This is a genomic window from Streptomyces sp. NPDC051822, from assembly GCF_044452745.1.
Classification (GTDB): Bacteria; Actinomycetota; Actinomycetes; order Streptomycetales; family Streptomycetaceae; genus Streptomyces.
Genome location: NZ_JBITBZ010000003.1, coordinates 315072 through 338879, shown reverse-complemented (window position 1 = coordinate 338879; position 23808 = coordinate 315072). Strand labels below are relative to the sequence as shown.

Sequence of the window (23808 nt, the reverse complement as noted above, 5' to 3'; positions counted from 1 at the left end):
TCGTTCAGATGATCATCTGTCAACTGGGGTGACATTCAGTCGCATTGAGCACTAGAAGGCGACGAACTGGAACGGAGCCCACTCCGGCGTGGCCCGGCTGTGGCCGGAGGTCACCCTCCTGGTGCCCGGCCGCAATCTCGGCGCTCCGGGCCGGAATCTGGGCGTACGCCACGCGCGTACGCCGTACGTGGCGTTCAGCGACGACGATTCCTGGTGGGAGGCGGGCTCTTTGGCGCGTGCAGCGGATCTGCTGGACCGGCACACGCGCCTCGGACTGATCGCCGCCTGCGTCCACGTGGGTCCTGATGCCGACCCCGATTTACTGAACGGCCCGATCGCCCCCGCTCGGCGGACGTGTCGAGGGCGGAGAGAGTACTCGGAGCGGTGGAACGTGCCCCGGCCCGCGCTGTCGAGTTGGGGCGGCGGACAGCCGGTCTTGGAGGTGGACCACGTCGTCGAGCCGGCGGCCGGCGGCCGCGACCACCCCGAACAGAATGGCAGCACGGCGCCACGAAGACCTGACCCGAGAAGACGAATGAACCGCATCTTGCGGTGCCCGGCCAGGGAGCGCGTGGGTTGGCGGGGGAGACCCCGCCAACCTCGGATCAGCAACCGGCGATGTGCGCTCCGAGCACTACTCGCGACGATCCCTTCGGAGGCGGCAACGGTCCGAACCCGCTGAGCGGCGACCTCCCGACCGACGTCACCGCTCGCCCGCCAGGTCGAGATCGTCGCTGCGCGTCTCCTCGGCCGCGACCTCGCCGCCCCGGGGGCGGCGCCACGGGCGTGCGGCCGGGTGGGACACCCGCTGCCACCACGGCTCTCCAGGCAGCTTGCCCGCGGGTTCGAACGGCTCACCGGGACGGGGGAACGCCACCGCCTGGCCCGCCTCCTCCGCCGCGTCCTTCGTCCACTCCCCCGGCTCCGCCCACGCGTGAGGAGCCAGGTTGAAGGTGCCCCAGTGGATCGGCAGCAGGACCCCGCCGGGACCGCCGCCCTGCAGGTCGAGATGGGACTGCAGGCCCTCCGCCGGCGTCATGTGGATATCGGTCCAGAACTCCGAGTACGCGCCGATCTGGATCATCGTGGCGTCGAAGGGCCCGTGGGCCGCGCCGATGTCCTTGAAGCCGGAGAAATAGCCGGTGTCACCGCTGTGGAAGATCCGGTGGGCGGGTCCCGTCACCACCCAGGAGGCCCACAGGGTCATCTGCCGGTTGCGCAGGCCGCGGCCGCAGAAGTGCCGGGCCGGGGTCGCGGTGAGCCGCAGGTCGCCGATCTCGGTGGACTCGTTCCAGTCCAGCTCGCGCAGCCGGGACGCGGGTACGCCCCAGCGCTCCAGGTGCGCCCCGACGCCCAGCGGCACCGCGAAGACGGTGTCGGTGGTGGCGAGCGCCTTGATCGTCGGCAGGTCGAGGTGGTCGTAGTGGTCGTGCGAGATCACGACGACGTCGACCGGGCCGAGGGCGGCGAGCGACACCGGTACGGGGTGGAGGCGCTTGGGCCCCACGAAGGGGAACGGGGAGCAGCGCTCGCCCCACACAGGGTCGAAGAGCACCCGGTGGCCGTCGATCTCGGCCAGGACGCCGGAGTGCCCCATCCAGGTCAGCCGCAGCCCGGTGGCCGGGGGCCTGGCCAGATCGGCGACGGTGGTGGGGTGGACGGGGATCGTGCCGGTGGGGGCTCGGCGCGACCGCCCTTCCTTGTCGAAGTAGATCTTGGCGAACTCCATGCCGGAGCCCGAGGGGCCGCGTCGCGCCGGTTCGGGGTTCTGGAAGATCCCGTCCGCGAAGTTCGGCGAGCGGTGGATGCGGGCGAGGCGCTCGCCCGTGGGATCCGCGCCGAAGGACTCGGGGCGCAGTTCGCGCAGCCGGGCCCGCGGCGATCGGTCGGAGCCGGTACCGGTCACAGGACCTCCTGATCTCTGGGGGTCGTTCCATTATGGGCGGCCCGCGCCCCGAACGGTCGGGACGGTCGGCCATACTGAACCGCCGTTCAGTACGACCGCCGGTCCGCCCGGCCTTTTCACGGGTCCGCCGCCCTTTCCGAGGAGACGCACGATGACTGCTGCCGCACCCCTGCTCGCCGTCGGCTGGACCGACCACGTGACCGGTCACCGGGGCCACCTGGTGGTCGACCGGCTGGTCCGCGGGGTGGCCAGCGGCGGCCTCCGGATGCGGGAGGGCTGCACGGCGGAGGAGGTGGCCGGGCTCGCGCGGGGCATGACCATGAAGGAGGCCCTGCACTACGACCCGCGGGCCCGGTACGTCCCGCTGGGCGGCGCCAAGGGCGGCATCGACTGCGATCCCCGCTCCCCCGAGGCGTACGGCGTCCTGGTGCGCTATCTGCGGGCGATGCGCCCGTACGTGGAGCGCTTCTGGACCACCGGCGAGGACCTGGGGCTCACCCAGGACCTGGTGGACCGGGCCGTGGCCGAGGCGGGGCTCGTCTCCTCGATCCAGGCCGTGTACCCGCTGCTCGACGACGAGGCGTCCGCCCGGAAGCGGCTCGCCGACGCCTTCGCGATCGAGGTCGACGGCATCGGCCTCGACGAGCTGGTCGGTGGCCTCGGGGTCGCCGAGTCCGTGCTCGTCGCCCTCGACCGGGCCGGCCGGGAGTACGCCGGGACCCGGGTGTCGATGCAGGGGCTCGGCACGATGGGCGCGGCGACGGCCCGCTTCCTGGCGCGGGCCGGACTGCGCGTGGTGGCCGTCGCCGACGTCCTGGGCACGATCGTGAACCCCGGCGGACTCGACGTCGAGGCTCTGCTCGCGTCCCGCGACGCCCACGGCACCGTCGACCGCTCCGCGCTGCGCCCCGGCGACCGGGAGGAGCCGGGGGACGCCTGGCTCACGGCGGAGGCGGAGGTACTGGTCCCCGCGGCCGTCTCGTACGCGGTCGACGCCGGGAACCAGGGGCTGATCACGGCCCGCTGGATCGCCGAGGCCGCCAACATGCCGGTCCTGCCGGAGGCCGAGGAGGCGCTCGCCGCCCGCGGAGTGACCGTGCTGCCCGACGTGGTCGTGAACTCGTGCACGAACGCCTGGTGGTGGTGGACGCTCTTCGGCGACATCGAGGCCGACGCCGAGCAGGCCTTCGACCGGGTCCGCCGGGCCATGCGGACGCTCGTCGGCGGGATGCTCGACCGGGCGGAGGCGGACGGTACAAGCCCGCGCGCCGCGGCGCACGCGCTGGTGGCGGAGCGGCTGCCGCTGATCGCGGAGCGTCACGGCTGGTACTGAGCAGGCCCGCCGTAGACCGCGACCTGTGACGATCATGCCCTTGTCATGTGCTGTGTAGGCTGCACGGCGTGGCGAGAGTGCGGTTGAGTGTGGCCGAGCGGCGGGAGCACCTGCTGCGGGCCGCCGTCGAACAGATCGAGGCGCGCGGTGTGGCGGCTGTCCGGATCTCCGACGTGGCCGCCGCCCTCGGGGTGAGCAACGCCCTGGTGCTCTACCACTTCTCCACCAAGGAACAGCTGGTCGCCGCGGCCTTCGCGCACGCCGCCGAGGCCGACCTCAACCGGCTGCGACGGATCCTCGGGCGCCGCTCCACAGCGGTGCGACGGCTGCGCGCGGCGGTGCGCTGGTACGCGCCGACCGGGCGGGCCAAGGGCTGGCGGCTGTGGATCGAGGGCTGGGCGGCCTCCCTGCGCGACCCAGAACTGCGCCGGGTCGCCGCCTCCCTCGACCAGGAGTGGAAGACCGCGCTGGCCCGGGTGATCGCGGAGGGGGCCGCCGCCGGCGAGTTCCGCTGCGCGGACCCGGCCGGGGCGGCATGGCGCCTCACCGCCTTCCTCGACGGTCTCGCGGTCCAGACGACCGCCTACGCCGGATCCCTCTCCCGTACCGCGATGCTGCGCTGGGCGGACGCCGCCCTCGTCCGGGAGCTGAACCTGCCGAATGAGACCGGCGACGGCGACGGAGACGAGGACGACGGCGAAGACGGCCGCGAAGGCGAGGGCCGGGAGCCGGGTCAGGGCTGACCCCGCCCACCGGTCGGAGCGAGACCGTCCCGCGCGACCCCTCAGAGCAGTTCGAACACCGCCGAGACCGTGACCTGCTCCTCGATCTCGCCCGGAGCCAGCGGGACGCTCGCCCCGTCGGCGGAGACGCCCGGGGCGGCACCGGGGCCGGGGCGCACGGACTCCCCCTCGCTGAGCGAGACGAGCCGGCCCAGACGGTGGCCGCTGAGCCGGGCGTGCTGCGCCGCCTTGTCGTACGCGTCCCGGTAGGCGCCCTCCCGCGCCTGCACCCGCAGGGCCGATGGGTCGGCGACGTCGAAGACGACGCCGTTGATCCGGCCCGCGTCTCCCGTGGCGTCGTTGACGCCACCGATGACCTGCCCGGTCCTGTCGATGTCCCTGACCTTGACCGAGAAGGACTGCCCGGCCTGATACCCGTTCACCTTGCTCTCTCCCTGGGCGTTCTGGGTGTAGACCGGCGAGAGCGAGAGGCTGTCCGTACGGATGTCGCGTTCGGCGATGCCCTGCTTGTTCAGGACCGCGAGGAGGGCCTCGGCGGCGGTGTTCTGCGCGGCCATCGCCTCCTTGGCGGTCTTGCGGGTGGCCTCGACCCCGACGGAGAGGATCGCGAGATCGGGCGCGGCGGCGGCCCGGCCGTTGCCGCTGACGGTGACCGTCGCGGGCGCCTCCGCCAGGACGGCACCGCGCAGGGCGACCCGCTCAGGCGCGGCGGCCAGGGCGGGGGCCGCCGTGCCGGCGAGGAGGCCGCCGAGCAGGGCGGTGGCGGCGAGCAGACGGGCGGTGCGGGCGGCGCTGGGCCGGCGGATCGTCACAGGCGGTCCCTTCGGTGCTGGGTGCCGGGGCTCCGGCGGGCACATCCCAGCACCCGTCGCAGCCGCCTCCCGTACGCCACTCCTGACCGGCGGCTCCCTTCACCTCTCCGTACCATCCCGGCCGCCGCTCCGGGCGCCCCGAGGCCCCTCGGGCCCGTCGCTCAGGTCTGGACGAGCGGTTCGTACGCGTCGGGGTGCAGCCCGAAGGTCCAGGCGACGCCCTCCCGCGCGGTGCTGGTCCCCGGGGGCACCCGGAGCCAGTACGTGCGGTGGGTGCCGTCCGGCTCGGGCGTGGAGTTGACGACCTCGACCATCACCACGTCCTCGTCGTCGGCCAGCTCGATGCGCCAGAGCACACCCGTCTCGTCACGGTGCTCGTGCCGGGCTCCCGAGGCGGCGAGATAGCGCTCGTAGCCGTAGTACTCCAGCATCACGCGCCGCAGTTCGGCGTTCTCCTCGTCCCGGATCCGCTCCGGGGTGAGGCCGGCGAGACCGGCGAGGAAGTCGGCGGGCACGGGCATGCCCCGCCAGGCGTGCAGGGCGAATCCGTCGGCGAAGGCGAGCGCGGGACCGTCCCCCCGGTCGAGCCGCCCCGCCTCGTCCCGGTGGAGCTCGACCGGCCGCTCGCAGACCACCACGACGTTCTCGTACGGCCACCACCAGCCGGCGTGCTCGGCCACGGCGGAGAGACCGGCCAGCCGGTCGCCGTGGCCGTCGAACGCGGCCAGCCAGGCGGCGTCGTGCTGGCCGAGCACCGCGTCGAGCAGCACGAGCCGCACGGCGGTCGCCTCGGGACCGGCACCGTCCCCCGTTCCCGTCACGGCCTCCGTCACCCCGGCCCGTATCCGGTAGGCGAGGCTCCGGGTGAGGTCCCAGAGGTGGGCCCCCGTCGACTGCCAGTGGGCCGCCCAGCCCGCGGGCCCGAGGGCGTCGTGGAGGCGGCGGCGCTCGTCGGCCCACGGCCGGGTGCGCACCGCGTCCCGTACCGAACGCCCCTGGTCCTTCAGGCCCCGTACGACTGTGACGGCCGAGAGCGGCGAGTCGGTCCAGAGCACGCGCCCGGGTTCGGCGAGACCGGCCTCGCGGTAGGCGAGCCGGACGCCCTCCTCGGCAGCGGTACGGTCGGCGGGCCCGGTGGCCGCGGCGACGGACCGCCACTTCTCCTGCGCGGTGGTCTCTTTCATGACCCGGCCCGAATCGGCCCGGCCCGAATCAGCCCGGACCGTATCGGCCCGACCCGTGTCGGCGTGCTTCGTGTCGGCGTGGTTCATCAGCTGTCCCCCAGGTCTCTCTCGGTCAGTCCGCGACGATCCGGTACGCGCCCGGCAGGTACTCCCGCTGGCGCACCACCCGGTACCAGCCCTTGGGCAGCGGTATCGGGGCGTGCTCCTCGTGCACCACCCGGCCGCCCTCGGGGAGTTCGAGCAGGAACGGGCCGAAGGGACCCGGCTCCCGCACGAGCCGGCCGGGCCCCGGGATCGCGTGGGCGTGCCCGGTGACCTCGCCGAGGGCGAGGACCAGGCGTCCCCTGGCGTCCCTCGGCTCCCCCGCCGCCGTCTTCGCCCGCGCCGGAACGGCCGTCTCCTCGACGGGCGCGATCAGTACGTCTCCCTGCCGGTACATGGCTCTCCCCTTCCCGTTCGGCGCGGTACGGCCGAACAGGAACGACGCTAGGGGGCGGGTCTGACAATCGGCCTCCGGCACCTCGGGGACCGACCCGGCGCGGTGCGCTGTCGGTGCCGCTTGGTAGAACTCTTGGCATCAGCCGATCAACGCCGTTCGTCGTCCGGGAGCGCAGTCATGACCGTTGGCCACCACATGCGGGAGTTCCACGACCTGCCCGTGTTCGAGTTCCCGGCCGAGGACGCCCGCGTGGAGCTGCCCGACGCGGCGGCCGTCGCCTGGCGGCTCTCCGCGCCGACGTACTCCGAGCCCGAGGACGAGCTGTGGGAGCCGCTCTTCGAGCGGTTCCTGAAGACGGTCGACACGGGGCGGGTGCGCGCCGTGGTCGTCGGCGGCTGGGACGAGGCGTACGAGAACTCGTCGGCCGACATCGTCACGGCGCTCATCGGCGCCAACAACCGGCTCACCGGCCTGGAGGCGGTCTTCCTCGGGGACATGGACTCCGAGGACTGCGAGATCTCCTGGATCATCCAGTCCGATGTGACACCGCTGCTGGCCGCCTACCCGGCGCTGCGGGAGTTCGGTGTGCGCGGAGGCTCCCAGCTCGCCTTCCCCTCCATCCGGCACACGGGCCTCGAGACCCTGGTCGTGGAGACGGGCGGTCTCGGTGCCGACGTCGTACGCGGGATCGCGGGCAGTGACCTGCCCGCCCTGGAGAACCTGGAACTCTGGCTCGGCACCGACACCTACGGCGCGGACAGCACGCCGGAGGACCTGGCTCCGCTGCTCTCCGGGGCGTCCTTCCCCGCGCTGCGCAGCCTCGGCCTGTGCAACAGCGTGATCCAGGACGAGATCGCCGCCGCCGTGGCGAGCGCCCCCGTCGTCGCCCGGATCGAGCGGCTGAACCTGTCGATGGGCGTGCTCACCGACGAGGGGGCCGCCGCCCTGCTCGACGGTCAGCCGCTGACGCATCTCGCCCACCTCGACCTCTCCCACCACTTCCTGTCGGAGGCGATGCGGGAGCGGGTCCTCGCCGCGCTCGCCCCGCACGGTGTGACCGTCGTCCTGGACGACGCGCAGGAGCCGGAGGAGTACAACGGCGTGGTCTACCGGTTCGTCGCGGTCGCCGAATGACACCCGCCCCGCGTCTCGCGGTCGTCGGCGATCCGGCGGGCCGCCGCGTCGCGTTCTTCCAGGACGCGCTGCGGACCGCCGGGCTGCCCGGGGCGCGGGTGGTGTCCTGGCCCGAAGTGCTGCGCGGGAGCGCGCGGTTCGCGTCGGGCGAGACCGTACGGATCGACTCGCCCGGCGAGGACGCCGAGGCCGACCGGCTGCTGCGGGACGTCGACGACCCCGCCAGGGTCGAGGGGACGGGCCTCTGGTACGAGCGGTTCACCGGCGCCGTGGCGGGTCTCGCCCGGTCCGTGGCCGAGGCGGGAGCCTCCCTCGTCGACGACCCGGCCGAGCTGGCGGGCCTGTTCGACAAGCGGCTGAGCCACGGCCTGCTGCACGCGGCCGGGGTGCCGGTGCCCCCGTCGCCGACCTCCGGTCCTTCCGCCCCAGTGGTGCGCGGGTGGGAGCACCTCTGGGCGCTGATGGCGGAGGCCGGCATGCGCCGGGTCTTCGTGAAGCCGGCGCACGGCTCCTCCGCCTCGGGGGTGCTCGCTCTGGAGACCAACGGCGCCGGCCGGGTTCAGGCGACCACGTCGGTGGAGCGCGGGCCCGACGGGCGTCTCTTCAACTCCCTGCGGGTGCGGCGCTACACGAGCGAGCGGGAGGTCGCCGCGCTCGTGGACGTCCTCGCCCCCGACGGCCTGCACGTCGAGCGGTGGCTGCCGAAGGCCACCCAGGACGGCAGGGCCGCCGACCTGAGGGTGGTGGTGATCGACGGCCGGGCCACCCACGCCGTGCTGCGCACCAGCCGCTCCCCCATGACCAATCTCCATCTGGGCGGCGCCCGGGGCGATCTGGACGCGGCCCGCGCCGCGATCGCCGCGTCCGGCGGGCGGTGGAGGGACGCGCTCGACGTGTGCGAGCGGGCCGCCGCCGCCTTCCCCGGCACCCGTTGTGTGGGCGTCGACCTGCTGCCGGCCGCCGGCTGGCGCCGCTTCGCGGTCGGCGAGGTCAACGCCTTCGGCGATCTGCTGCCCGGCCTCATGGGCCTACCGGGGAGTGGCGCGGAAGGCCTCGACACGTACGGGGCCCAGGTCGCCGCGCAGTTCCCCGAAGCCCGGAAGCATCACCACGACTCCCCCCGCACCACAGGAACGAGCACCACGTGAACCAGCCCGACATGAACGCGATCGTCGGCAGCCACGACCTGCTCCTGGTCACGCTCGACACGCTGCGGTACGACGTGGCGGTGGAGCTCGCCGCCGCCGGCCGCATCCCGAACCTGGCGCGGCATCTGCCCGGCGGTGTCTGGGAGCGGCGCCACGCGCCCGGGAGCTTCACGTACGCCTCTCACCAGGCGATGTTCGCGGGCTTCCTGCCGACCCCGGCCGCACCGGGGCCGCACCCGCGTCTGTTCGCGGCCCGCTTCGCGGGCAGCGAGTCGACGGCCGACGGCACCTACGTCCATGACACCCCCGACTTGGTGTCCGCGCTCGCGGGCGAGGGCTACCGCACGGTCTGCGTCGGCGGTGTCGGCTTCTTCAACCGGCGGCCGCCCCTCGGCACCGTGCTCCCCGGCCTGTTCCAGGAGAGCCACTGGGAGCCCGCCTTCGGCGTCGCCTCCCCGACCTCCTTCGAGTCCCAGGTCGCGCGCGCCGAGGAGGTCGTCGCCGGACTCCCCCGCGAGCGGCGGCTCTTCCTCTTCGTCAACGTGTCGGCGCTGCACCAGCCCAACTGGTTCCATCTGCCGGGTGCCACCCGCGAGACGGGGGACTCCCGGGCCACCCACGCGGCGGCCCTGGAGTACGTCGACCGGCAGATCGGGCGGCTCTTCGCCGCGATGAGCAGCCGCCGCCCTTGCTTCGCGATCGTCTGTTCGGACCATGGCACGGCGTACGGGGAGGACGGCCACACCGGGCACCGGCTCGGCCACGAGGTCGTCTGGACCGTCCCGTACGCGCAGTTCGTCCTCACGGGCCCGGAGCGGGAGGCCGCGGCATGAGCGACGGCACGCCCCGCCCGTACCGCAGCTACGTCTACGCGTACCCGCACAAGACGGCGTACCGGCCGCTCCCCGACCCGGCGCCGACGCTGGCCGGGCTCTGGAGGAACGAGCCGAAGGACGCGCTTTCCCTGTACGCGCACATACCGTTCTGCGAGGTCCGCTGCGGCTTCTGCAACCTCTTCACCCGGATCGGCGCCCCCGACGAGCTGACCAGCCGCTACCTCGACGCCCTCGACCGCCAGGCGACGGCCGTCCGCGAGGCCCTCGGGGACGAGGAGCCGGTGCGGTTCGCGACGGCCGCGTTCGGCGGTGGCACGCCGACGTTCCTCACGGCGGCCGAGCTGGAGCGGCTCTGCGACATCGCCGAGAAGCGGATGGGGGTGGATCTGCGGGCGGTGCCGCTCTCCGTGGAGACCTCGCCGGCGACGGCGACCGCCGACCGGCTCGCGCTCCTCGCCGAGCGGGGCGCGACCCGGCTGAGCATCGGCGTGCAGAGCTTCGTGGAGGCCGAGGCGCGGGCGGCCGTCCGGCCGCAGCGCCGCGCGGACGTCGAGGCCGCGCTCGGCCGGATCCGGGACACTGGCGTCCCCGTGCTCAACATCGACCTGATCTACGGGATCGACGGCCAGACCGAGGACTCGTGGCGCTCCTCGCTCGACGCGGCCCTGGCCTGGCGCCCGGAGGAGCTGTACCTCTACCCGCTGTACGTCCGCCCGCTCACCGGTCTCGGCCGGATCTCCCCCGCCGAGCGGCGGCGGGCCGACCGGGAGTGGGACGAGCTACGGCTGCGGCTGTACCGGTACGGCCGTGACCACCTCCTCGGACAGGGCTACGAGCAGGTGTCGATGCGGATGTTCCGGCGGGCGGACGCCGTCCCGCTCGGCCCCGACGACCACGCCTGCCAGACGGACGGGATGATCGGCCTGGGCTGTGGGGCCCGCTCGTACACCTCGGCCCTCCACTACTCCTTCGACTACGCGGTCGACATGCGGGAGATCCGCTCGATCATCGACACGTACACGGAGACCGAGGACTTCTCACGCGCCGAGGTGGGCCGCGCGGTGGACGAGGACGAAGCCCGGCGGCGCCATCTGCTCCAGTCGCTCCTGCAGGCCGCCGGCATGCCGCTCGCCGGGTACGAGGAGCGGTTCGGTTCCTCTCCGTTCGCGGACTTCTCCGAGGAACTGGGCCGGTTCGAGGCCCTCGGCTGGCTGGACGGGGACGCCCCGGCGGACCTGCTGAGGCTGTCGCCGGAGGGGCTCGCCCACTCGGACGGCCTCGGCCCCGAGCTGTTCTCCCCCTCGGTACGGGCCGCGATGGCCGCGTACGAGCCGAAGTAGGGGGTAGCCATGGACCTGAGACAGGGCATGGACCTGACGCTGCTCTACCGGGGGCCGCTCTCCTCCTGCGACTTCGACTGCCCGTACTGCCCCTTCGCCAAGCGCCGGGACAGCCGTGAGCAGCTGCGCGCGGACCGGGCGGCGCTCGAACGGTTCACCGGGTGGGCCGCCGGGCAGACCGGCGACCGGCTGCGGATCCTGTTCACCCCGTGGGGCGAGGGCCTGGTGCGCTCCTGGTACCGGCGCGCCCTGGTCGAGCTCTCCCGGCTGCCGCACGTCGAGCGGGTGGCGATCCAGACCAATCTGAGCTGCCGGACCGACTGGCTGGCGGAGGCGGATCCGGAGCGCGTGGCGCTCTGGTGCACGTACCACCCCGGGCAGACTCCGTACGAGCGCTTCCTCGCCAAGTGCGGGGAGCTTACGGAGCGGGGCGTCCGGTTCAGTGTCGGTGTGGTCGGTCTGCCGGAGCACGCGGAGCACGCCCGCAGGCTGCGGGCCGCGCTGCCGGCGCACGTCTACCTGTGGGTGAACGCGGCGGACGGGCACACGTACACCGACGCGGAGGCCGAGGAGTGGACGCGGATCGACCCGCTCTTCCCGTACAGCCGCCACCCGCACCGCTCGGCGGGGCTGCCCTGCAGGACCGGGGAGTCGGTGATCTCGGTGGACGGCGAGGGGACGGTACGGCGCTGCCACTTCGTCAAGGCCGAGCTGGGGAACCTGTACGACGGTTCGTACCGCGCCGCCCTGCGTCCCCGCGCCTGTCCCCTCGCCCTCTGCGACTGCCACATCGGCTACGTCCATCTGGAGACGCTTCCGCTGTACGACGTGTTCGCCGGCGGGGTCCTGGAGCGGATCCCGGCCGGCGGTACGTCCGTGCCCCTGAGGCTCAGAGGGGCATGAGGTCGGGGCGCTTGGCCTCGACGTGGTCGCCCGAGCTCTCGCCGCGCAGCCGTCGCCCGATCCAGGGCACCAGGTACTCCCTCGCCCACTGGATGTCGTCGCGGCGCACCTCCAGGGTGCCCCGCGGGGGAACCGGCGGCCAGGTCTGGTCCGGGTCGGCGGGCACCGGCAGGCCGAGGACCTGGGCGGCGCGCAGGGCCACCCGGGTGTGTCCCTCGGCCGAGAGGTGCAGCCGGTCGTCGTCCCAGGCGCGCCGGTCCTGCACGGACTTCAGGGACCACAGGTCGAGGACCGGGCAGTCGTAGCGGTCCGCGATGGCCCGGACGTGGGCGGTGTAGGTGGCGATCTTGCCGCGGAGGTGCCGGAGCACGGGCACGTCGCGGGTGTCGAAGCCGGTGGTCACCATGACGGTGCCGACGGCGGAGGTCAGTTCGGCGACGGCGCGCTCGAAGCGCTCGGCCACGTCGTCGGGGTCCGTGCCGGGGCGGATGATGTCGTTGCCGCCGGCGCAGAAGGTCACCAGGTCGGGGGCGAGTTCCTTCGCCCGGGGGACCTGTTCCGCCACGATCTGGTCGAGGAGGCGCCCGCGTACGGCCAGGTTGGCGTAGCGGAAGGCGTCCTGCTCCGGCAGCTGGTCGGCGAGCAGGACCGCGAAACGGTCCGCCCAGCCGACGTACGCCCCGTCGGGCCCGGGGTCTCCGACACCTTCGGTGAAGCTGTCACCGATCGCCGCGTACGACCCGAATGCGTTCTTGTCTCTTGATCTCGAATCGTCTGCCACGGGAGCACATCCTTCCCTTTCGGATGTGACCTACGCGACCGTAAGGAGGGGTTGACGACGGGTGATATATGCCACCGATAAAGAATTTGCCAAGCCGGAATAGAAGGGGGACGGGAACACACCGGTGGCCCGGCACAGGAGTGCCGGGCCACACGGGAGTTGACGCGCGCGCGTCGGGAGGACCCGTCGGCGTCAGATGGAGACGCCGTGCTGGCGGAGGTAGCCCAGCGGGTCGATGTCCGAGCCGTAGCTCGGCGAGGTGCGGATCTCGAAGTGCAGGTGCGGGCCGGTGGAGTTGCCGGTCGAGCCGGAGAGGCCGATCTGCTGTCCACCGGTCACGGCCTGGCCGGACGAGACGGCGAGGGAGGAGAGGTGGGCGTACTGGGAGTAGTTGCCGTCGGCGTGCTGGATGACGACCTCGTTGCCGTAGGCGCCGCTCCAGCCGGCCGAGACGACCGTGCCGGCGCCGACGGCGCGGACGGTGGTGCCGGAGGAGGCGATGAAGTCGGCACCGGTGTGGTAGCCGGAGGACCACATGGAGCCGGAGGCGCGGTACGGGGTGGAGACGCCGCCGCTGACCGGGGCGACCCAGCCGGAGGAGGTCGACTCGCCGGCGGAGCCGGAGGAGGTCGAGGCGGCGGGGGCCGAGGACTCCGTGGTGGCGGCGGGGGCGGCGGGGCGCTCGCTGCCGCGGGAGGCGCGCGGGGTGTCGCCGTTCTTGGCGGAGGACCCGGCGGAGCTCTTCTGGGTGCTCTTCGGAGCGGCGGCCTTCTTGGGCGCGGCGTTCTTCGGGGCGGCGGTGCTCTTGGCGCCGAGCGTGAGCTTCATGCCCGGCAGGATGAGCGAGGGGTCATCGCCGACGACCTGGCGGTTGTCGGCGTACAGCTTCTGCCAGCCGCCGGTGACGTCGTGCTCGGCGGCGATCTTCGACAGGTAGTCGCCGGGCACGACGGAGTACGTCTTCGGCGCGGCCTTCGCGGCGGCGGGCGCGGCCTGGACGGCGGCGGGGGCCGCGACCTGGACGGCGGCGGTGACGGCCTGGCCGGGAGTGGCGGCCGGGGCGGCGTGGGCCCCGGTGGCACCGAGGAGCGGGAGGGCGACGACGGCGCCTCCCGTACCGGCGGCGGCGATTCCGCGGGTCAGACGGTTGGACGTGGTGCGGCGGTGCTTACCCTTCGCGGGCATGGCGAATTCCTCTCCGGCGCCTGCGAGGTGAGCTGTCGGGTTCGGACTGGAGATGCCCGGCCGCGTTCTCACGCGGCTTCACCCCGAGCCGTCCTGCGTCGCGGGACCGGCGTACTTCCGTGGGTCCCCCGCTCCTGCCACGCATGGGATGAGTGGAATTCCGGACGGTGGCAGGATTCGGCGGTCCGACCGGATTGACGGTGACGCTAGACGAGCGGGGTCGGCACGAACAAGCCGCTGTTTTCCACCGGCTTTCCCCGCCCCGACTTTCGCCCCGAATTCCGGTCACCCTCCGTGGATGACGGTCCTTCGATTTCCCTTTTCCGCACGGCAATTGGTCCGGGCCTTCGGCCACGATCCGTCACCTTTATGACCCTGCTCACGCGCCGGGGCTCATCTCGCCTGTAAACAGGGCGCGTTATACCCAAGGCCTCAATACGGACAGATCGCCCATTCCCGTCCAGGGGGGTGCGCCGTCGCCGCCCCGCCTGGATGATTGCCCCCGGAACCGATCTCACGTCGGGACACCCGAACGTCGACCACCCAGGAGCATCCGTGACGCAGCAGCTGCCGCCCGTCGAACTGAACGAACCCGAGCTCGCCGAGGTCCGCAACTTCCGGGACGTGGGCGGCCTGCCGACGACGGACGGGCGCGCCGTGCGCCCCGGACGCCTCTTCCGCAGCGGCCACCTCGCCCACGCGACCGAGACGGACGCCGCCTTCCTGGACTCGCTCGGCCTGCACACCGTCTTCGACTTCCGGAACGCGGCCGACCGCAGGATCGAGGGCCCCGACGTCGAGCTGCCCGGCGTGCGGAACGTGAACATCCCGCTCAACGATCCGGCCGACGGCAAGGAGTTCTGGAAGCTGGTCCGCGACGGCGACATCGAGCAGCTGCGGGGGATCCTCGGCGACGGCAAGGCCGCGGCCCGGATGTCCGACTCGTACCGGAAGATGGTGGTCGAGCGGACCGCGGAGCACAGCCGGATCCTGCACTCCATGGCGGAGGACAGCCTGCCCGCCCTGATGCACTGCGCGGCCGGCAAGGACCGCGCCGGGCTCTCCATAGCGATCACCCTGCTCGCCCTCGGGGTCGAGCGGGAGGCGATCGAGGCCGACTACGTGAAGTCGAACGACCCGCACCGCCGCTACAAGGTGCGCCGCAGCTCCACCGCGCCGGACGCGATGTCGCCCGAGGTGATGGAGCTGCTGAGCCCGCTCTTCGACGCGCGGGTCGAGTACCTGCGGGGCGCCTTCGAGACGATCGAGGCGACCTGGGGCTCGGTGGACACCTACCTCGCGGAGGGCCTGAAGCTGGCCCCCGAGACCCTTGAGCGCCTCCGGGAGCGCCTGCTCACCGAGGCGTGAGCGGGCCGCCCACCAGGTCGCCCTCCGGGCCGGGCGCCCCTACGGCTCCGCCCGGCCCGCCCCCCTCCCCGTCCTACTGGTTCTGCCCGCCCAGCATGAAGAGCAGGTAGAGGAACCCGGCGAAGAGGTGCCCTGCGACCAGGTAGGCGAACAGCCGGAGCACCAGCCCCCTGGGGAACTTGCCCTCCCCGCGCTCCTCACCGGTGGCCGGTCGCGACTTGTCGGAGATCTCGGACATATCGATCCTTTCGAAGGAATGCAGGGCCACGGGGCTCAGCGCCGGTGCGGGGTCCCGTCGCCGAGGCACAGCTCAGCCGCGGGACTCTGCATCAGGGTGTGCACGAACAGCAGCTCCGCCCCGCCCGGGGTGGCGGCGCCGATCCGGTGCGGGGTGAGCGAGTCGAAGTGCGCGCTGTCGCCGGGGTCGAGGACGTGGACGGTCTCGCCGAGCGCGAGCCGCACCCGGCCCTCCAGGACATGGATCCACTCCTCCCCCGGGTGGACGCGCACGATGTCGGCCCGGGTGGCGTGCGGCACGTGGACCCGCAGGCACTGAAGGGCGCGCCCCGCGCCGCCCACCTGGCGGTAGATCCAGCCGTCGGCCTCGACGGGTTCGGAGCGGCCGGCCCGGACGACGGGGTCGCGCTCGGGGAGCGCCTCGCCGAGCAGCTCGGAGACCGTCGTACCGTAGACGCGGGCGAGGCCGAGCAGCATGGGCAGCGAGGGCTGGCGGTTCCCGGTCTCAAGCCGCGACAGATGGGCCGGCGAGAGGCCGGCCCGCTGGGCCGCGGCCTCCAGGGTGAGTCCCCGCCGCCGGCGCAGGGCCCGCAGCTGCGGGGCGACGTCGGGCAGGTCGGCGGGGGTGGCAGGGTCCGGGGAAAGGGCCCCGGGGACGTGGTCCATGCGTCCATTCCGCCAGCTTCGTGCCTCTGAGGCAAGTTTCTTGCCTCAGAGGCAAAAGCCGTCGGAAAAGCGGTCAGCGCTGCGCGACCGCCTGCTTGACCAGTGTCCTCCCGAAGTCCCACATCAGCCCGCCGCCGCCGTGGGCCTCGTCCATGACCGCGGTGAAGGCGGTGACGAAACGGTCCACGTCCGCCTCGTCGATGATCAGCGGCGGGATCAGCTTGATGACCTCCAGGTGGTCCCCGGAGACCTGGGTGAGGATGTGGTGCCGCTGGAGCAGCGGCACCACGACCATCTGGGCGAAGAGACCCTTGCGGGCCGCCTGGAGCATCGTCCAGCGCCCGCGGAGCCCCAGCGAGGACGGCCGGCCGAACTCGATGCCGATCATCAGGCCGCGGCCGCGGATCTCGTGCAGGAGTTCGTACCGGGGCACGAGCTCCTTCAGCCGGTCCGAGAGCAGGTCGCCGATCCGGCGGGCGTGTGCGACCGTCCCCTCGTTCTCCATGACCGACAGGACGGCGAGTCCCGCGGTCATGGCCTGGGCGTTGGCGCCGAAGCTCGCCGAGTGGACGAGCACCCGGTCCATCGACGAGTAGACCTTCTTGAAGATCCAGTCCTTGCCGAGGGTGGCGCCGACCGGCACGTACCCGCCGGAGAGCGCCTTGGCGACGCAGACCAGGTCCGGTTCGACACCCTCCTCGTGCTGGTACGCGTAGAAGTCGCCGGTCCTGCCGAGCCCGGTCTGCACCTCGTCGGCGATCAGCAGCGCCCCGTGCCGGTGCAGCAGCTCCTGGGCGGCGCGCAGGAAGCCCGGCGGGGCCTCGTGGACCCCCTTGCCCTGGATGGGTTCGACGACGAAGGCGGCCACGTCGCCCCCGCGCAGCTCCCGCTCCAGGGCGTCGAGGTCGCCGAGCTCGATCGCCGTGTCGGGCAGCAGCGGGGCGAAGCCGTCCCGGAAGCCCTTCTCGCCGTTGACCGAGAGGGAGCCGGTGGTCAGGCCGTGGAACGCGTGGGAGCAGTAGAGGACCCTGGGCCGCCCGGTGGCGTACCGGGCGAACTTGAGGGCGGTCTCCACGGCCTCCGTGCCGCTGTTGCCGAAGAAGACCCGGTCGAGGTGCGGGCTGTGGGCGAGGAGCCGCTCCGCGAGGAGTCCGGGCAGCGGCTGGCAGTCGAAGCGGGTGAGGTCGGCGAGCTGGGCGTCGAGGACGTCGTGGAGGGCCTTGCGGACGACAGGGTGGTGCCGTCCGAGGCCCATCACGCCGAAGCCGGCGAGCATGTCGAGGTGGTCGACGCCGTCGGCGTCCCAGAAGTGGGCACCCTCGGCCCGCTCGTACACCTTGTCGAAACCGATGGTATGGAGCATGCGCGGCAGCTGGTGGTTGAGGTACCTGGCGTGCAGCTCGTACCGCTCGCCGCCGCGCTCGGCGAGCAGCGCCCGCACGTCGAACTCACCCTTCACGAGACGCCCGTCCTCACCCTTCACGAGGCACTCACCCGTTGTTCCCCGAGACGGTCTCCCTGACCGCGCGCAGGGATTCCTTGAGGGAGCCCATGGTGGCGAGGACGGCGGTGGGCTCGTAGCCGCAGTGCGCCATGCAGTTGGCGCAGCGGGGGTCCTTGCCGCGGCCGTACTTGTCCCAGTCGGTCTCCTCGATGAGTTCGCGGTACGTGGGCACGTATCCGTCGCTCATCAGATAGCAGGGGCGCTGCCAGCCGAAGAGCGAGTAGTTCGGAATGGCCCAGGCGGTGCACGGGAAGTCCGCCTTTCCTTCCAGGAAGTCCAGGAAGAGCGGCGAGTGGTTGAGCCGCCAGCGGCGCCGGTTTCCGCCGGCGAAGGCCTTCCTGAACAGTTCGCGGGTCTGTTCGACGCCGAGGAAGTGCTCCTGGTCGGGGGCCTTCTCGTACGCGTACGCGGGCGAGATCATCATCTCGTCGACCTGGAGGTCGTCGTTGAGGAAATTGAGCACCTCGATGATGGTCTGCGGGGTGTCGGTGTTGAAGAAGGTGGAATTGGTGGTGACGCGGAAGCCGCGTCGCTTGGCCTCCTTGATGGCCGCCACCGCCTCGTCGAACACGCCTTCCTTGGCGACGGATTCGTCGTGCCGCTCGCGCAGGCCGTCGATGTGCACGGCGAAGGCGAAGTACGGGGACGGGGTGAAGTCCGCCAGCTTCTTGCGGAGCAGCATGGCGTTGGTGCAGAGGAAGACGTACTTGCGCTTGGCGACCAACTGGCGCACGATCTCGTCGATCTGCGGGTGCATCAACGGCTCGCCGCCGGCGATGGACACCATGGGGGCGCCGGACTCCAGGACGGCGCCGACCGCCTGGGCGACCGGCATGCGCTGCTTGAGGACACCCGCGGGGTGCTGGATCTTGCCGCAGCCCTCGCACTTGAGGTTGCAGGCGAAGAGCGGTTCGAGCTCGACGATCAGCGGGAACTTCTCCCGCTTGCGGAGCTTCTGTTCGAAGAGATAGGTCCCGACCCGGATGGACTGACGGAGCGGCATGGCCATAACTCGTTCACCTCCTGGGGAGCAGCAAAGAACGGTGCCATTCGAAGAATGCGGGAAGGACGGCACGAAGGACACGGAAGGCCGATATTCCCCCGCGTACCGTGCCGATCCGGACCAGCTCATGTTCTGGAGCGTCCACGACCACCCGGACGGCCGCAACCGGGCGGGCATCCGGCCCCGCGCCGGCGCCCGGGAGGGCTCCCCGTGCCGTGCGCAGTGTCGCCGCGGACTCCATGTCGACGGCGATCGCCCCGGTGGCCCGCAGGGCGGCCCGCTCGGGGCCGCGCACCACGTGGTCGGAGCCGGTCAGCGGCCCGGTGTGGACGGCCCGCCCCGGTACCGCCTTGACCAGGGCCTTCACCAGGAGCTCCGTGCCGCTGCAGGAGGTCGTGCCGTCGGGGCCGCGGGTCTCGTCCGCGACGACCAGGTCCCCCGGGTGCATGCCGGGGGCGAGCCCCGCGCAGAAGCCGGAGGCGATGACGGCGGCGTCCCGCCACCGCTCCTCGCCGAGCGTCCGGGTGACCGCCCGGCGGGCCCGGTCGGGTCCCATGCCCGTACGGAGCACGGTGACCGCCCCGGGGGCGCCGCCACGGTCGCCGCTGCGCAAAGCGAGCTGCTCGATGCCGAGCGCGCAGGCGATGAGCAGCGGCGGCGGGGCGGCGGGGTCCGGCTCGCGGCCCATCAGCGCTCCTTGCCGGGCGAGGGTTCCCCGTACACGTAGCGTCCGAGCGCCGTGAGGGGGAAGACCTGCCGGTAGAGGTGGTAGTTGATGGAGAAGTCCCAGGGGAAGCCGGTGCCGGTGAAGTACGACTCGTCCCAGGAGCCGTCCTCGCGCTGGGTCGCGGCGAGCCAGGCGACGCCCCGCCGCACCGGCTCGGAGTCGCGCTCGCCGGCCGCGAGGAGGGCGATCAGCGCCCAGCCGGTCTGGGAGGCGGTGGAGGCGCCGCGCCCGATCCACCCCGGGTCGCTGTAGGAGCGGAGGTCCTCGCCCCAGCCGCCGTCCTCGTTCTGCACGGACCCGAGCCAGCCGACGGCCCGGCGGACGGCGGGATGGGAGACGGGCAGTCCCGCGGCGGTCAGCGCGGGCAGCACGGAGCCCGTGCCGTACACGTGGTTGACGCCCCAGCGGCCGAACCAGGCGCCGTTCGGCTCCTGTTCGGCGAGCAGCCACTCGACTCCCCTGCGGGTACGGGGGTCCTGGGCGAGGCCCTCGTACGCCAGCATCTCCACCACGTGGGCGGTGACGTCGGCGGAGGGCGGGTCGATCACCTCGCCGAAGTCGCAGAACGGCAGCTTGTTCGGGAAGACACTGGTGTTGTCGGCGTCGAACGCGCCCCAGGCGCCACCCCGTGACTGCATGCCGAGCGTCCAGCGGGTGCCCCGGGCGACGGCCGCCTCCACCCGTGCGGGCTCTGGGTGCCGGACCCTGCGCAGGGCGAGCACCACCTCCGCGGTGTCGTCGATGTCGGGGTAGTTGTCGTTGTGGAACTCGAACGCCCAGCCGCCCGGCGGCAGTTCGGGCCGCCGCACGGCCCAGTCGCCGGTCCTGGTGATCTCCTCGTCGAGCATCCAGTCGACGGCCTTCACCAGGGCCGGGTGGTCCGGCGGGAGTCCCGCGTCGGCGAGCGCGATCGTGGCGAGGCAGGTGTCCCAGACGGGCGACTGACAGGCCTCGATCATCCGGGAGCCGTCGTCGCGCCACACGGCGAACCGGTCGAGCGAGGCGAGACCGGCGCGCATCACGGGGTGCCCGAGGTCGTAGCCGAGGAGGTGGAGGGCGATGACGGAGTAGACGGCGGGGGGCTGGATGCCGCCCCAGCAGCCGTCGTTCTCCTGGCGTTCGACGATCCAGCGCGCGGCGACGTTCATGGCGGTCCTGCGCAGGGCGCGGGGCGCCACCCGGTGATAGGCGTGCAGCGCCTTGTCGAGACGCTGGAAGATCCCGTCCCAGCCGGTCGCCGGGGCGAGGGGCCGGGGCGGGTTCGGCCGGGCCGGGTCGGTGTGCAGCTCGTCGAGCGGGAAGGGCGCGGGGCGGACCGGGCGCTTCGCGGAGACGACGGTGAGCGGCACGATCGTCTGCCGGGCCCAGCAGCCGAAGTCGTAGATGTTGAGCGGGAACCACTTCGGCAGGAAGATCAGTTCCGGGGGCAGTTCCGGCAGGTCCTCCCAGCGCCACCAGCCGAAGAGGGCGAGCCAGATCCTGGTGAAGACCCGGGCGGCGGCGATGCCGCCCCTGGCACGGACCCAGGCGGCGGCGCGTGCCATGTGCGGGGCCTCGGGCAGGTCTCCGGCGAGCCGCAGGGCCACATAGGCCTCGACGGTGGCGGAGACCTCGCCGGGCCCGCCGTAGAAGGTGGCCCAGGCGCCGTCCTCGCGCTGTTCGCGGCGGATGTGGAGGGCGGCGGCGCGGGTGGTGTCGGCGTCGAGGATGCCCAGGAACTGGCGGAGGAGGAGGTCCTCGGCGTCCATGGTGACGTTGGTCTCCAGGTCGCCCTTCCACCAGCCCTCGGGATCCTGTCGGGCGAGCAGGTGCTCGACGGCCCGTTCCGCGGCGCGCGCGGCGGTCCCGTCGAGGTCCGACGCGATGGCGCCACCACGTCTGGGCTCGTGCGTCGTGCTGGCCGCGGCTGCCCCGGGGCTCGCGGCCCCGGGGTTCCCGTCGGTCGTCGCTGTCATGGCTTCCCCTTTGGCAGTCGGTGTCTTCTGCTTCTGCGGGTCTGCCGTCGGCCGGCGCCGGAGGGCACCGGCCGGCGACCGCGAACTCATATCAGGGTGATGGTGATCATCTCTTCCGTACGACCACGAAGTCGGCGAGCGCGGTGAGCTGCGCCCGTACGCGGGCGGGCATGTCCACCTCGTCCAGGGCCGCGATCGCGACGGCGTGCTGGCGGCGGGCCTCCTGGGAGGTCCACTCGCGTCCTCCGGCCTCCTCGATGAGGGCCGCCCGGAAGGCGAACTCCTCCTCGGAGAAGCCGTCGAGGTCGTTGGACTTGGCGTCCGCCGCGAGCAGCTCGCCGAGCCGCTCGGAGGCGTCGCCGCCGGCGGCGAGGGCCGCGACGACCGGCAGGGACTTCTTGCGCTGGCGCAGGTCGCTCCAGGTCTGCTTGCCGGTGGCCTCCGGGTCGCCCCAGATGCCGAGCAGGTCGTCCACGGCCTGGAAGGCCAGGCCCAGGTGGTACCCGTACTCCTCCAGCTTGTCGGCGGTGCGGTCGTCGGCCCCGCCGAGCACGGCGCCGATGGAGACGGCGCAGGCGAGCAGGGCGCCCGTCTTGTTGCCCTCCATCTCCAGGCACTCCTCGACGGTGACCCGCTCGCGGTGCTCGTAGGAGATGTCCTGGGCCTGCCCGTCGATGAGCTTCCGGCTGGCGGTGGTGAGCCTGCGGGTCGCGCGGCCCGCCTCGACCGTGCCGAGTTCGAGGAGGATCTCGTTGGCGAGCGCGAACAGGGCGTCGCCGACGAGGATGGCCTGCGCGGGGCCGTGCACCTTCCACACGGTGTCGCGGTGGCGGCGCTGCTCGTCGCCGTCCATCAGGTCGTCGTGGAGCAGCGAGAAGTTGTGGACGAGTTCCACGGCGACGGCGCCGGGGATTCCGACCTCGGGCGCGGCGCCCGCGGCCTCGGCCGACAGCAGGGCGAGCGCGGGGCGGACGGCCTTGCCGCCGTCGCCGTCCGCGGGCCTGCCGTGGGCGTCGATCCAGCCGAAGTGGTAGGCGGCCACGGTGTCCATGGGCGGCGCGAGGCGGTCGACGGCCGCCCGCAGTACGGGGGTGGACAGGGTCCGCCCCCGCTCCAGCAGTGCGGACACGTCCGCGGTGTCGACGGCCGGATTACCCGGCGGCGCAGTCGGCACGGTCTCTCCTCTTGTTCCGGTACTCACACTCATACCGCCTCCTGCAGCGGATGGTCATGGCGGCGGCCGAGGGTGGAGAGCACGGCGCCCGCGGCGCTGAAACCGCTGCGGACGGCACCCTCCATGGTCGCGGGCCAGCCTGTGGCGGTCCAGGCCCCGGCCAGATACAGCCCCGGGGCCCGGGTGCGGGCGCCGGGGCGCAGCCGGCCGACGCCCGGGGTGGGGGCGAACGTCGCCGTCCGCTCCCTGGTGACGAAGAAGTCGCGGATCCCGGCGCCGCGGGCGGCGGGCAGCAGCCGCTCCAGCTCGGGGAGGTACTTCGCGCGCAGGGCGGCGACGGGTTCGTCGATCTCGTCCTGGGCGGCGGACTGGGAGACGGCGAGGTACTGGCCGCCGCCGGTGAGCCCGGATGAGTCGGTGCGGTCGAAGACCCACTGCACCGGGGAGCCGAGAGTGGTGAAGAAGGGCCGCTTCAGGACCTTGCGGTCGTAGACGACGTGCAGGTTGAGAATGGGCGCGGTCGCGATGTCGAGGAGCCGGTCGGGGTCGTCGAGGGCGCCCTCGGGCAGCAGTCCGTGGGTCTCCTGCTGCGGTACGGCGAGGACGACGGCGTCGGCGTCGAGCGTCTCCCCCGCCACCTCGACGGCCCAACGACCTTCGTCCGTACGGGAGATCCGGTCGGCCTTGGTGCGGAGCAGGGTGCGGACGCCGAGGGCGTCGAGCTCCTTCCCGGCCCGGGTGTCGTGGAGTTCGCCGAGCGGGACGTGGGCCCAGCCGATGTCGGCGGCACCGGGCTCGGAGAGCAGACCGGTCTTGAAGACCATCGCGGCGAGGCCCATGGAGGCCTGCGGGGCGGGGGCGTTGAGGGTGGGGATGCCGACGAGGTCCCAGAGGGCCTCGACGGCCCGCGGGGACTGCCCGTGGCGGCCGAGCCAGGTGGCGAAGTCGACGCCGTCGAGCGCCGGGTCTGCGGGGTCGAGCTTCTTCAGGGCGAGCGCGGCCCGGCCGACGGAGGCACGCTCGGCGAGCGAGAGGTGCGGGTACGTGGCGAGGCTGCGCGCGAGGTGCAGCGGTACGGGGAGGTTGTCGCGGCGGATGCGGCCGAGCCGGGGTCCGCGGGGGTGGCCGACGTCGAGGACGGGCACGTCGAGGCGGTCCTGGACGGGGGCGAGCCGGGCGGCGTCGATCCGGTCGAGGAACCAGCGGTAGGCGGTGCAGCAGCGCAGGTAGACGTGCTGGCCGTTGTCGACGGTGAGGTCGCCCCGGCGGAAGGAGAAGGCGAGGCCTCCGAGCCGGGGCCTGCCTTCGAGCAGGGTGACGCCGACGCCGGCCTCGGCGAGCTGGAGCGCGGCGGTGATCCCGGCGAGCCCGCCGCCGACGACGACGGCGTGGGGCTGCCGGGCGTCGCGCTCGGTTCCTTCGTGGGTCAC

The 23808-nt window shown here is 72.8% G+C and carries 23 protein-coding genes and 1 riboswitch; of the genes, 9 read left to right on the top strand and 14 right to left on the bottom strand.

All coding sequences use genetic code 11. The features are described from left to right. Nucleotides 1–88 precede the first annotated feature (88 nt). Complete coding sequence (locus ACIA8N_RS12095) at nt 89–682, top strand: glycosyltransferase (protein ID WP_399416204.1); 594 nt, start codon at nt 89–91, stop codon at nt 680–682. A gap of 21 nt (nt 683–703) precedes the next feature. On the opposite strand, the gene ACIA8N_RS12090 is transcribed toward ACIA8N_RS12095, so the two are convergent. Further along, entirely contained in the window at nt 704–1906 is a 1203-nt protein-coding gene (locus ACIA8N_RS12090) for an MBL fold metallo-hydrolase (RefSeq protein ID WP_365784518.1), read from the bottom strand. Nucleotides 1907–2057: 151 nt separating this feature from the next. On the opposite strand from ACIA8N_RS12090, the gene ACIA8N_RS12085 reads away from it, so the two are divergent. Next, nucleotides 2058–3239 carry a Glu/Leu/Phe/Val dehydrogenase dimerization domain-containing protein gene (locus ACIA8N_RS12085; RefSeq protein WP_365784516.1) on the top strand — a complete coding sequence of 394 codons (1182 nt, stop codon included), beginning with the start codon at nt 2058–2060 and terminating at the stop codon, nt 3237–3239. 68 nt (nt 3240–3307) lie between these two features. Continuing rightward, nucleotides 3308–3982 (top strand): TetR/AcrR family transcriptional regulator, encoded by a 675-nt coding sequence (locus tag ACIA8N_RS12080; RefSeq protein WP_365784513.1) that lies wholly within the window; start codon nt 3308–3310, stop codon nt 3980–3982. Between the two features lie 41 nt (nt 3983–4023). Here ACIA8N_RS12080 and ACIA8N_RS12075 read toward each other — a convergent pair whose 3' ends face one another. The 3 genes from ACIA8N_RS12075 to ACIA8N_RS12065 form a co-directional block, all read right to left on the bottom strand. Then, entirely contained in the window at nt 4024–4794 is a 771-nt protein-coding gene (locus ACIA8N_RS12075) for an SIMPL domain-containing protein (RefSeq protein WP_365784511.1), read from the bottom strand. Nucleotides 4795–4955: 161 nt separating this feature from the next. Next, nucleotides 4956–5978, bottom strand: a complete 1023-nt coding sequence (locus ACIA8N_RS12070) for a DUF6745 domain-containing protein (RefSeq protein ID WP_365784509.1) — start codon at nt 5976–5978, stop codon at nt 4956–4958. Between the two features lie 112 nt (nt 5979–6090). Beyond that, a complete protein-coding gene (locus ACIA8N_RS12065; RefSeq protein ID WP_030216036.1) occupies nt 6091–6417 on the bottom strand; it encodes a hypothetical protein in 327 nt (108 codons plus the stop codon). A 177-nt stretch (nt 6418–6594) separates the two neighbouring features. On the opposite strand from ACIA8N_RS12065, the gene ACIA8N_RS12060 reads away from it, so the two are divergent. Genes ACIA8N_RS12060 through ACIA8N_RS12040 form a run of 5 tightly spaced genes read left to right on the top strand, consistent with a single transcriptional unit; the run spans nt 6595 to nt 11778 of the window. Continuing rightward, nucleotides 6595–7551 (top strand): STM4015 family protein, encoded by a 957-nt coding sequence (locus ACIA8N_RS12060; protein ID WP_365784507.1) that lies wholly within the window; start codon nt 6595–6597, stop codon nt 7549–7551. Beyond that, nucleotides 7548–8699, top strand: coding sequence for an STM4014 family protein (locus ACIA8N_RS12055; RefSeq protein WP_365784505.1), 1152 nt, complete (start codon nt 7548–7550; stop codon nt 8697–8699). Before ACIA8N_RS12060 ends, ACIA8N_RS12055 begins: the two co-directional genes overlap by 4 nt. 11 nt (nt 8700–8710) lie before the next feature. Next, nucleotides 8711–9532 (top strand): STM4013/SEN3800 family hydrolase, encoded by an 822-nt coding sequence (locus ACIA8N_RS12050; protein WP_365784536.1) that lies wholly within the window; start codon nt 8711–8713, stop codon nt 9530–9532. Beyond that, the gene (locus ACIA8N_RS12045; RefSeq protein ID WP_365784503.1) at nt 9529–10875 is read left to right on the top strand and encodes an STM4012 family radical SAM protein; all 1347 of its coding nucleotides are present in this window, start codon (nt 9529–9531) and stop codon (nt 10873–10875) included. Before ACIA8N_RS12050 ends, ACIA8N_RS12045 begins: the two co-directional genes overlap by 4 nt. A 27-nt stretch (nt 10876–10902) precedes the next feature. Further along, nucleotides 10903–11778 (top strand): STM4011 family radical SAM protein, encoded by an 876-nt coding sequence (locus ACIA8N_RS12040; protein ID WP_365784534.1) that lies wholly within the window; start codon nt 10903–10905, stop codon nt 11776–11778. On the opposite strand, the gene ACIA8N_RS12035 is transcribed toward ACIA8N_RS12040, so the two are convergent. Together ACIA8N_RS12035 and ACIA8N_RS12030 are read right to left on the bottom strand one after the other, a co-directional pair. Continuing rightward, a complete protein-coding gene (locus tag ACIA8N_RS12035) occupies nt 11765–12559 on the bottom strand; it encodes an SGNH/GDSL hydrolase family protein (RefSeq protein ID WP_365784502.1) in 795 nt (264 codons plus the stop codon). The two genes, ACIA8N_RS12040 and ACIA8N_RS12035, sit on opposite strands and share 14 nt — an antisense overlap. Nucleotides 12560–12751: 192 nt before the next feature. Continuing rightward, on the bottom strand, nt 12752–13744 hold the full coding sequence (locus tag ACIA8N_RS12030) for a LysM peptidoglycan-binding domain-containing M23 family metallopeptidase (protein ID WP_365784500.1): 993 nt from the start codon (nt 13742–13744) through the stop codon (nt 12752–12754). Between the two features lie 4 nt (nt 13745–13748). Next, nucleotides 13749–13937: riboswitch (cyclic di-AMP (ydaO/yuaA leader) on the bottom strand. A gap of 362 nt (nt 13938–14299) precedes the next feature. Between ACIA8N_RS12030 and ACIA8N_RS12025 the strand changes: the two genes are divergently transcribed. After that, complete coding sequence (locus ACIA8N_RS12025; RefSeq protein WP_365784498.1) at nt 14300–15112, top strand: tyrosine-protein phosphatase; 813 nt, start codon at nt 14300–14302, stop codon at nt 15110–15112. Between the two features lie 73 nt (nt 15113–15185). Here the strand turns inward: ACIA8N_RS12025 and ACIA8N_RS12020 are convergent, their stop codons facing one another. The 8 genes from ACIA8N_RS12020 to hpnE all read right to left on the bottom strand — a co-directional run bounded on the left by ACIA8N_RS12020 (nt 15186) and on the right by hpnE (nt 23808). Beyond that, nucleotides 15186–15350, bottom strand: coding sequence for a DUF6126 family protein (locus ACIA8N_RS12020; RefSeq protein ID WP_365784496.1), 165 nt, complete (start codon nt 15348–15350; stop codon nt 15186–15188). Between the two features lie 35 nt (nt 15351–15385). Beyond that, nucleotides 15386–16015: a helix-turn-helix domain-containing protein gene (locus ACIA8N_RS12015; RefSeq protein WP_365784494.1), complete on the bottom strand. Its 630-nt coding sequence runs from the start codon at nt 16013–16015 to the stop codon at nt 15386–15388. A 73-nt stretch (nt 16016–16088) separates the two neighbouring features. Further along, nucleotides 16089–17474, bottom strand: a complete 1386-nt coding sequence (locus ACIA8N_RS12010) for an aspartate aminotransferase family protein (protein ID WP_365784492.1) — start codon at nt 17472–17474, stop codon at nt 16089–16091. Nucleotides 17475–17505: 31 nt separating this feature from the next. Next, nucleotides 17506–18528 carry an adenosyl-hopene transferase HpnH gene (gene hpnH / locus ACIA8N_RS12005; RefSeq protein ID WP_365784490.1) on the bottom strand — a complete coding sequence of 341 codons (1023 nt, stop codon included), beginning with the start codon at nt 18526–18528 and terminating at the stop codon, nt 17506–17508. 7 nt (nt 18529–18535) lie between these two features. Then, entirely contained in the window at nt 18536–19210 is a 675-nt protein-coding gene (locus tag ACIA8N_RS12000; protein WP_030216064.1) for a hypothetical protein, read from the bottom strand. Beyond that, on the bottom strand, nt 19210–21204 hold the full coding sequence (shc, locus tag ACIA8N_RS11995) for a squalene--hopene cyclase (protein ID WP_365784488.1): 1995 nt from the start codon (nt 21202–21204) through the stop codon (nt 19210–19212). Before shc ends, ACIA8N_RS12000 begins: the two co-directional genes overlap by 1 nt. Nucleotides 21205–21310: 106 nt before the next feature. Further along, a complete protein-coding gene (locus ACIA8N_RS11990) occupies nt 21311–22411 on the bottom strand; it encodes a polyprenyl synthetase family protein (RefSeq protein WP_365784486.1) in 1101 nt (366 codons plus the stop codon). After that, nucleotides 22408–23808 carry a hydroxysqualene dehydroxylase HpnE gene (hpnE, locus tag ACIA8N_RS11985; protein WP_365784484.1) on the bottom strand — a complete coding sequence of 467 codons (1401 nt, stop codon included), beginning with the start codon at nt 23806–23808 and terminating at the stop codon, nt 22408–22410. Before hpnE ends, ACIA8N_RS11990 begins: the two co-directional genes overlap by 4 nt.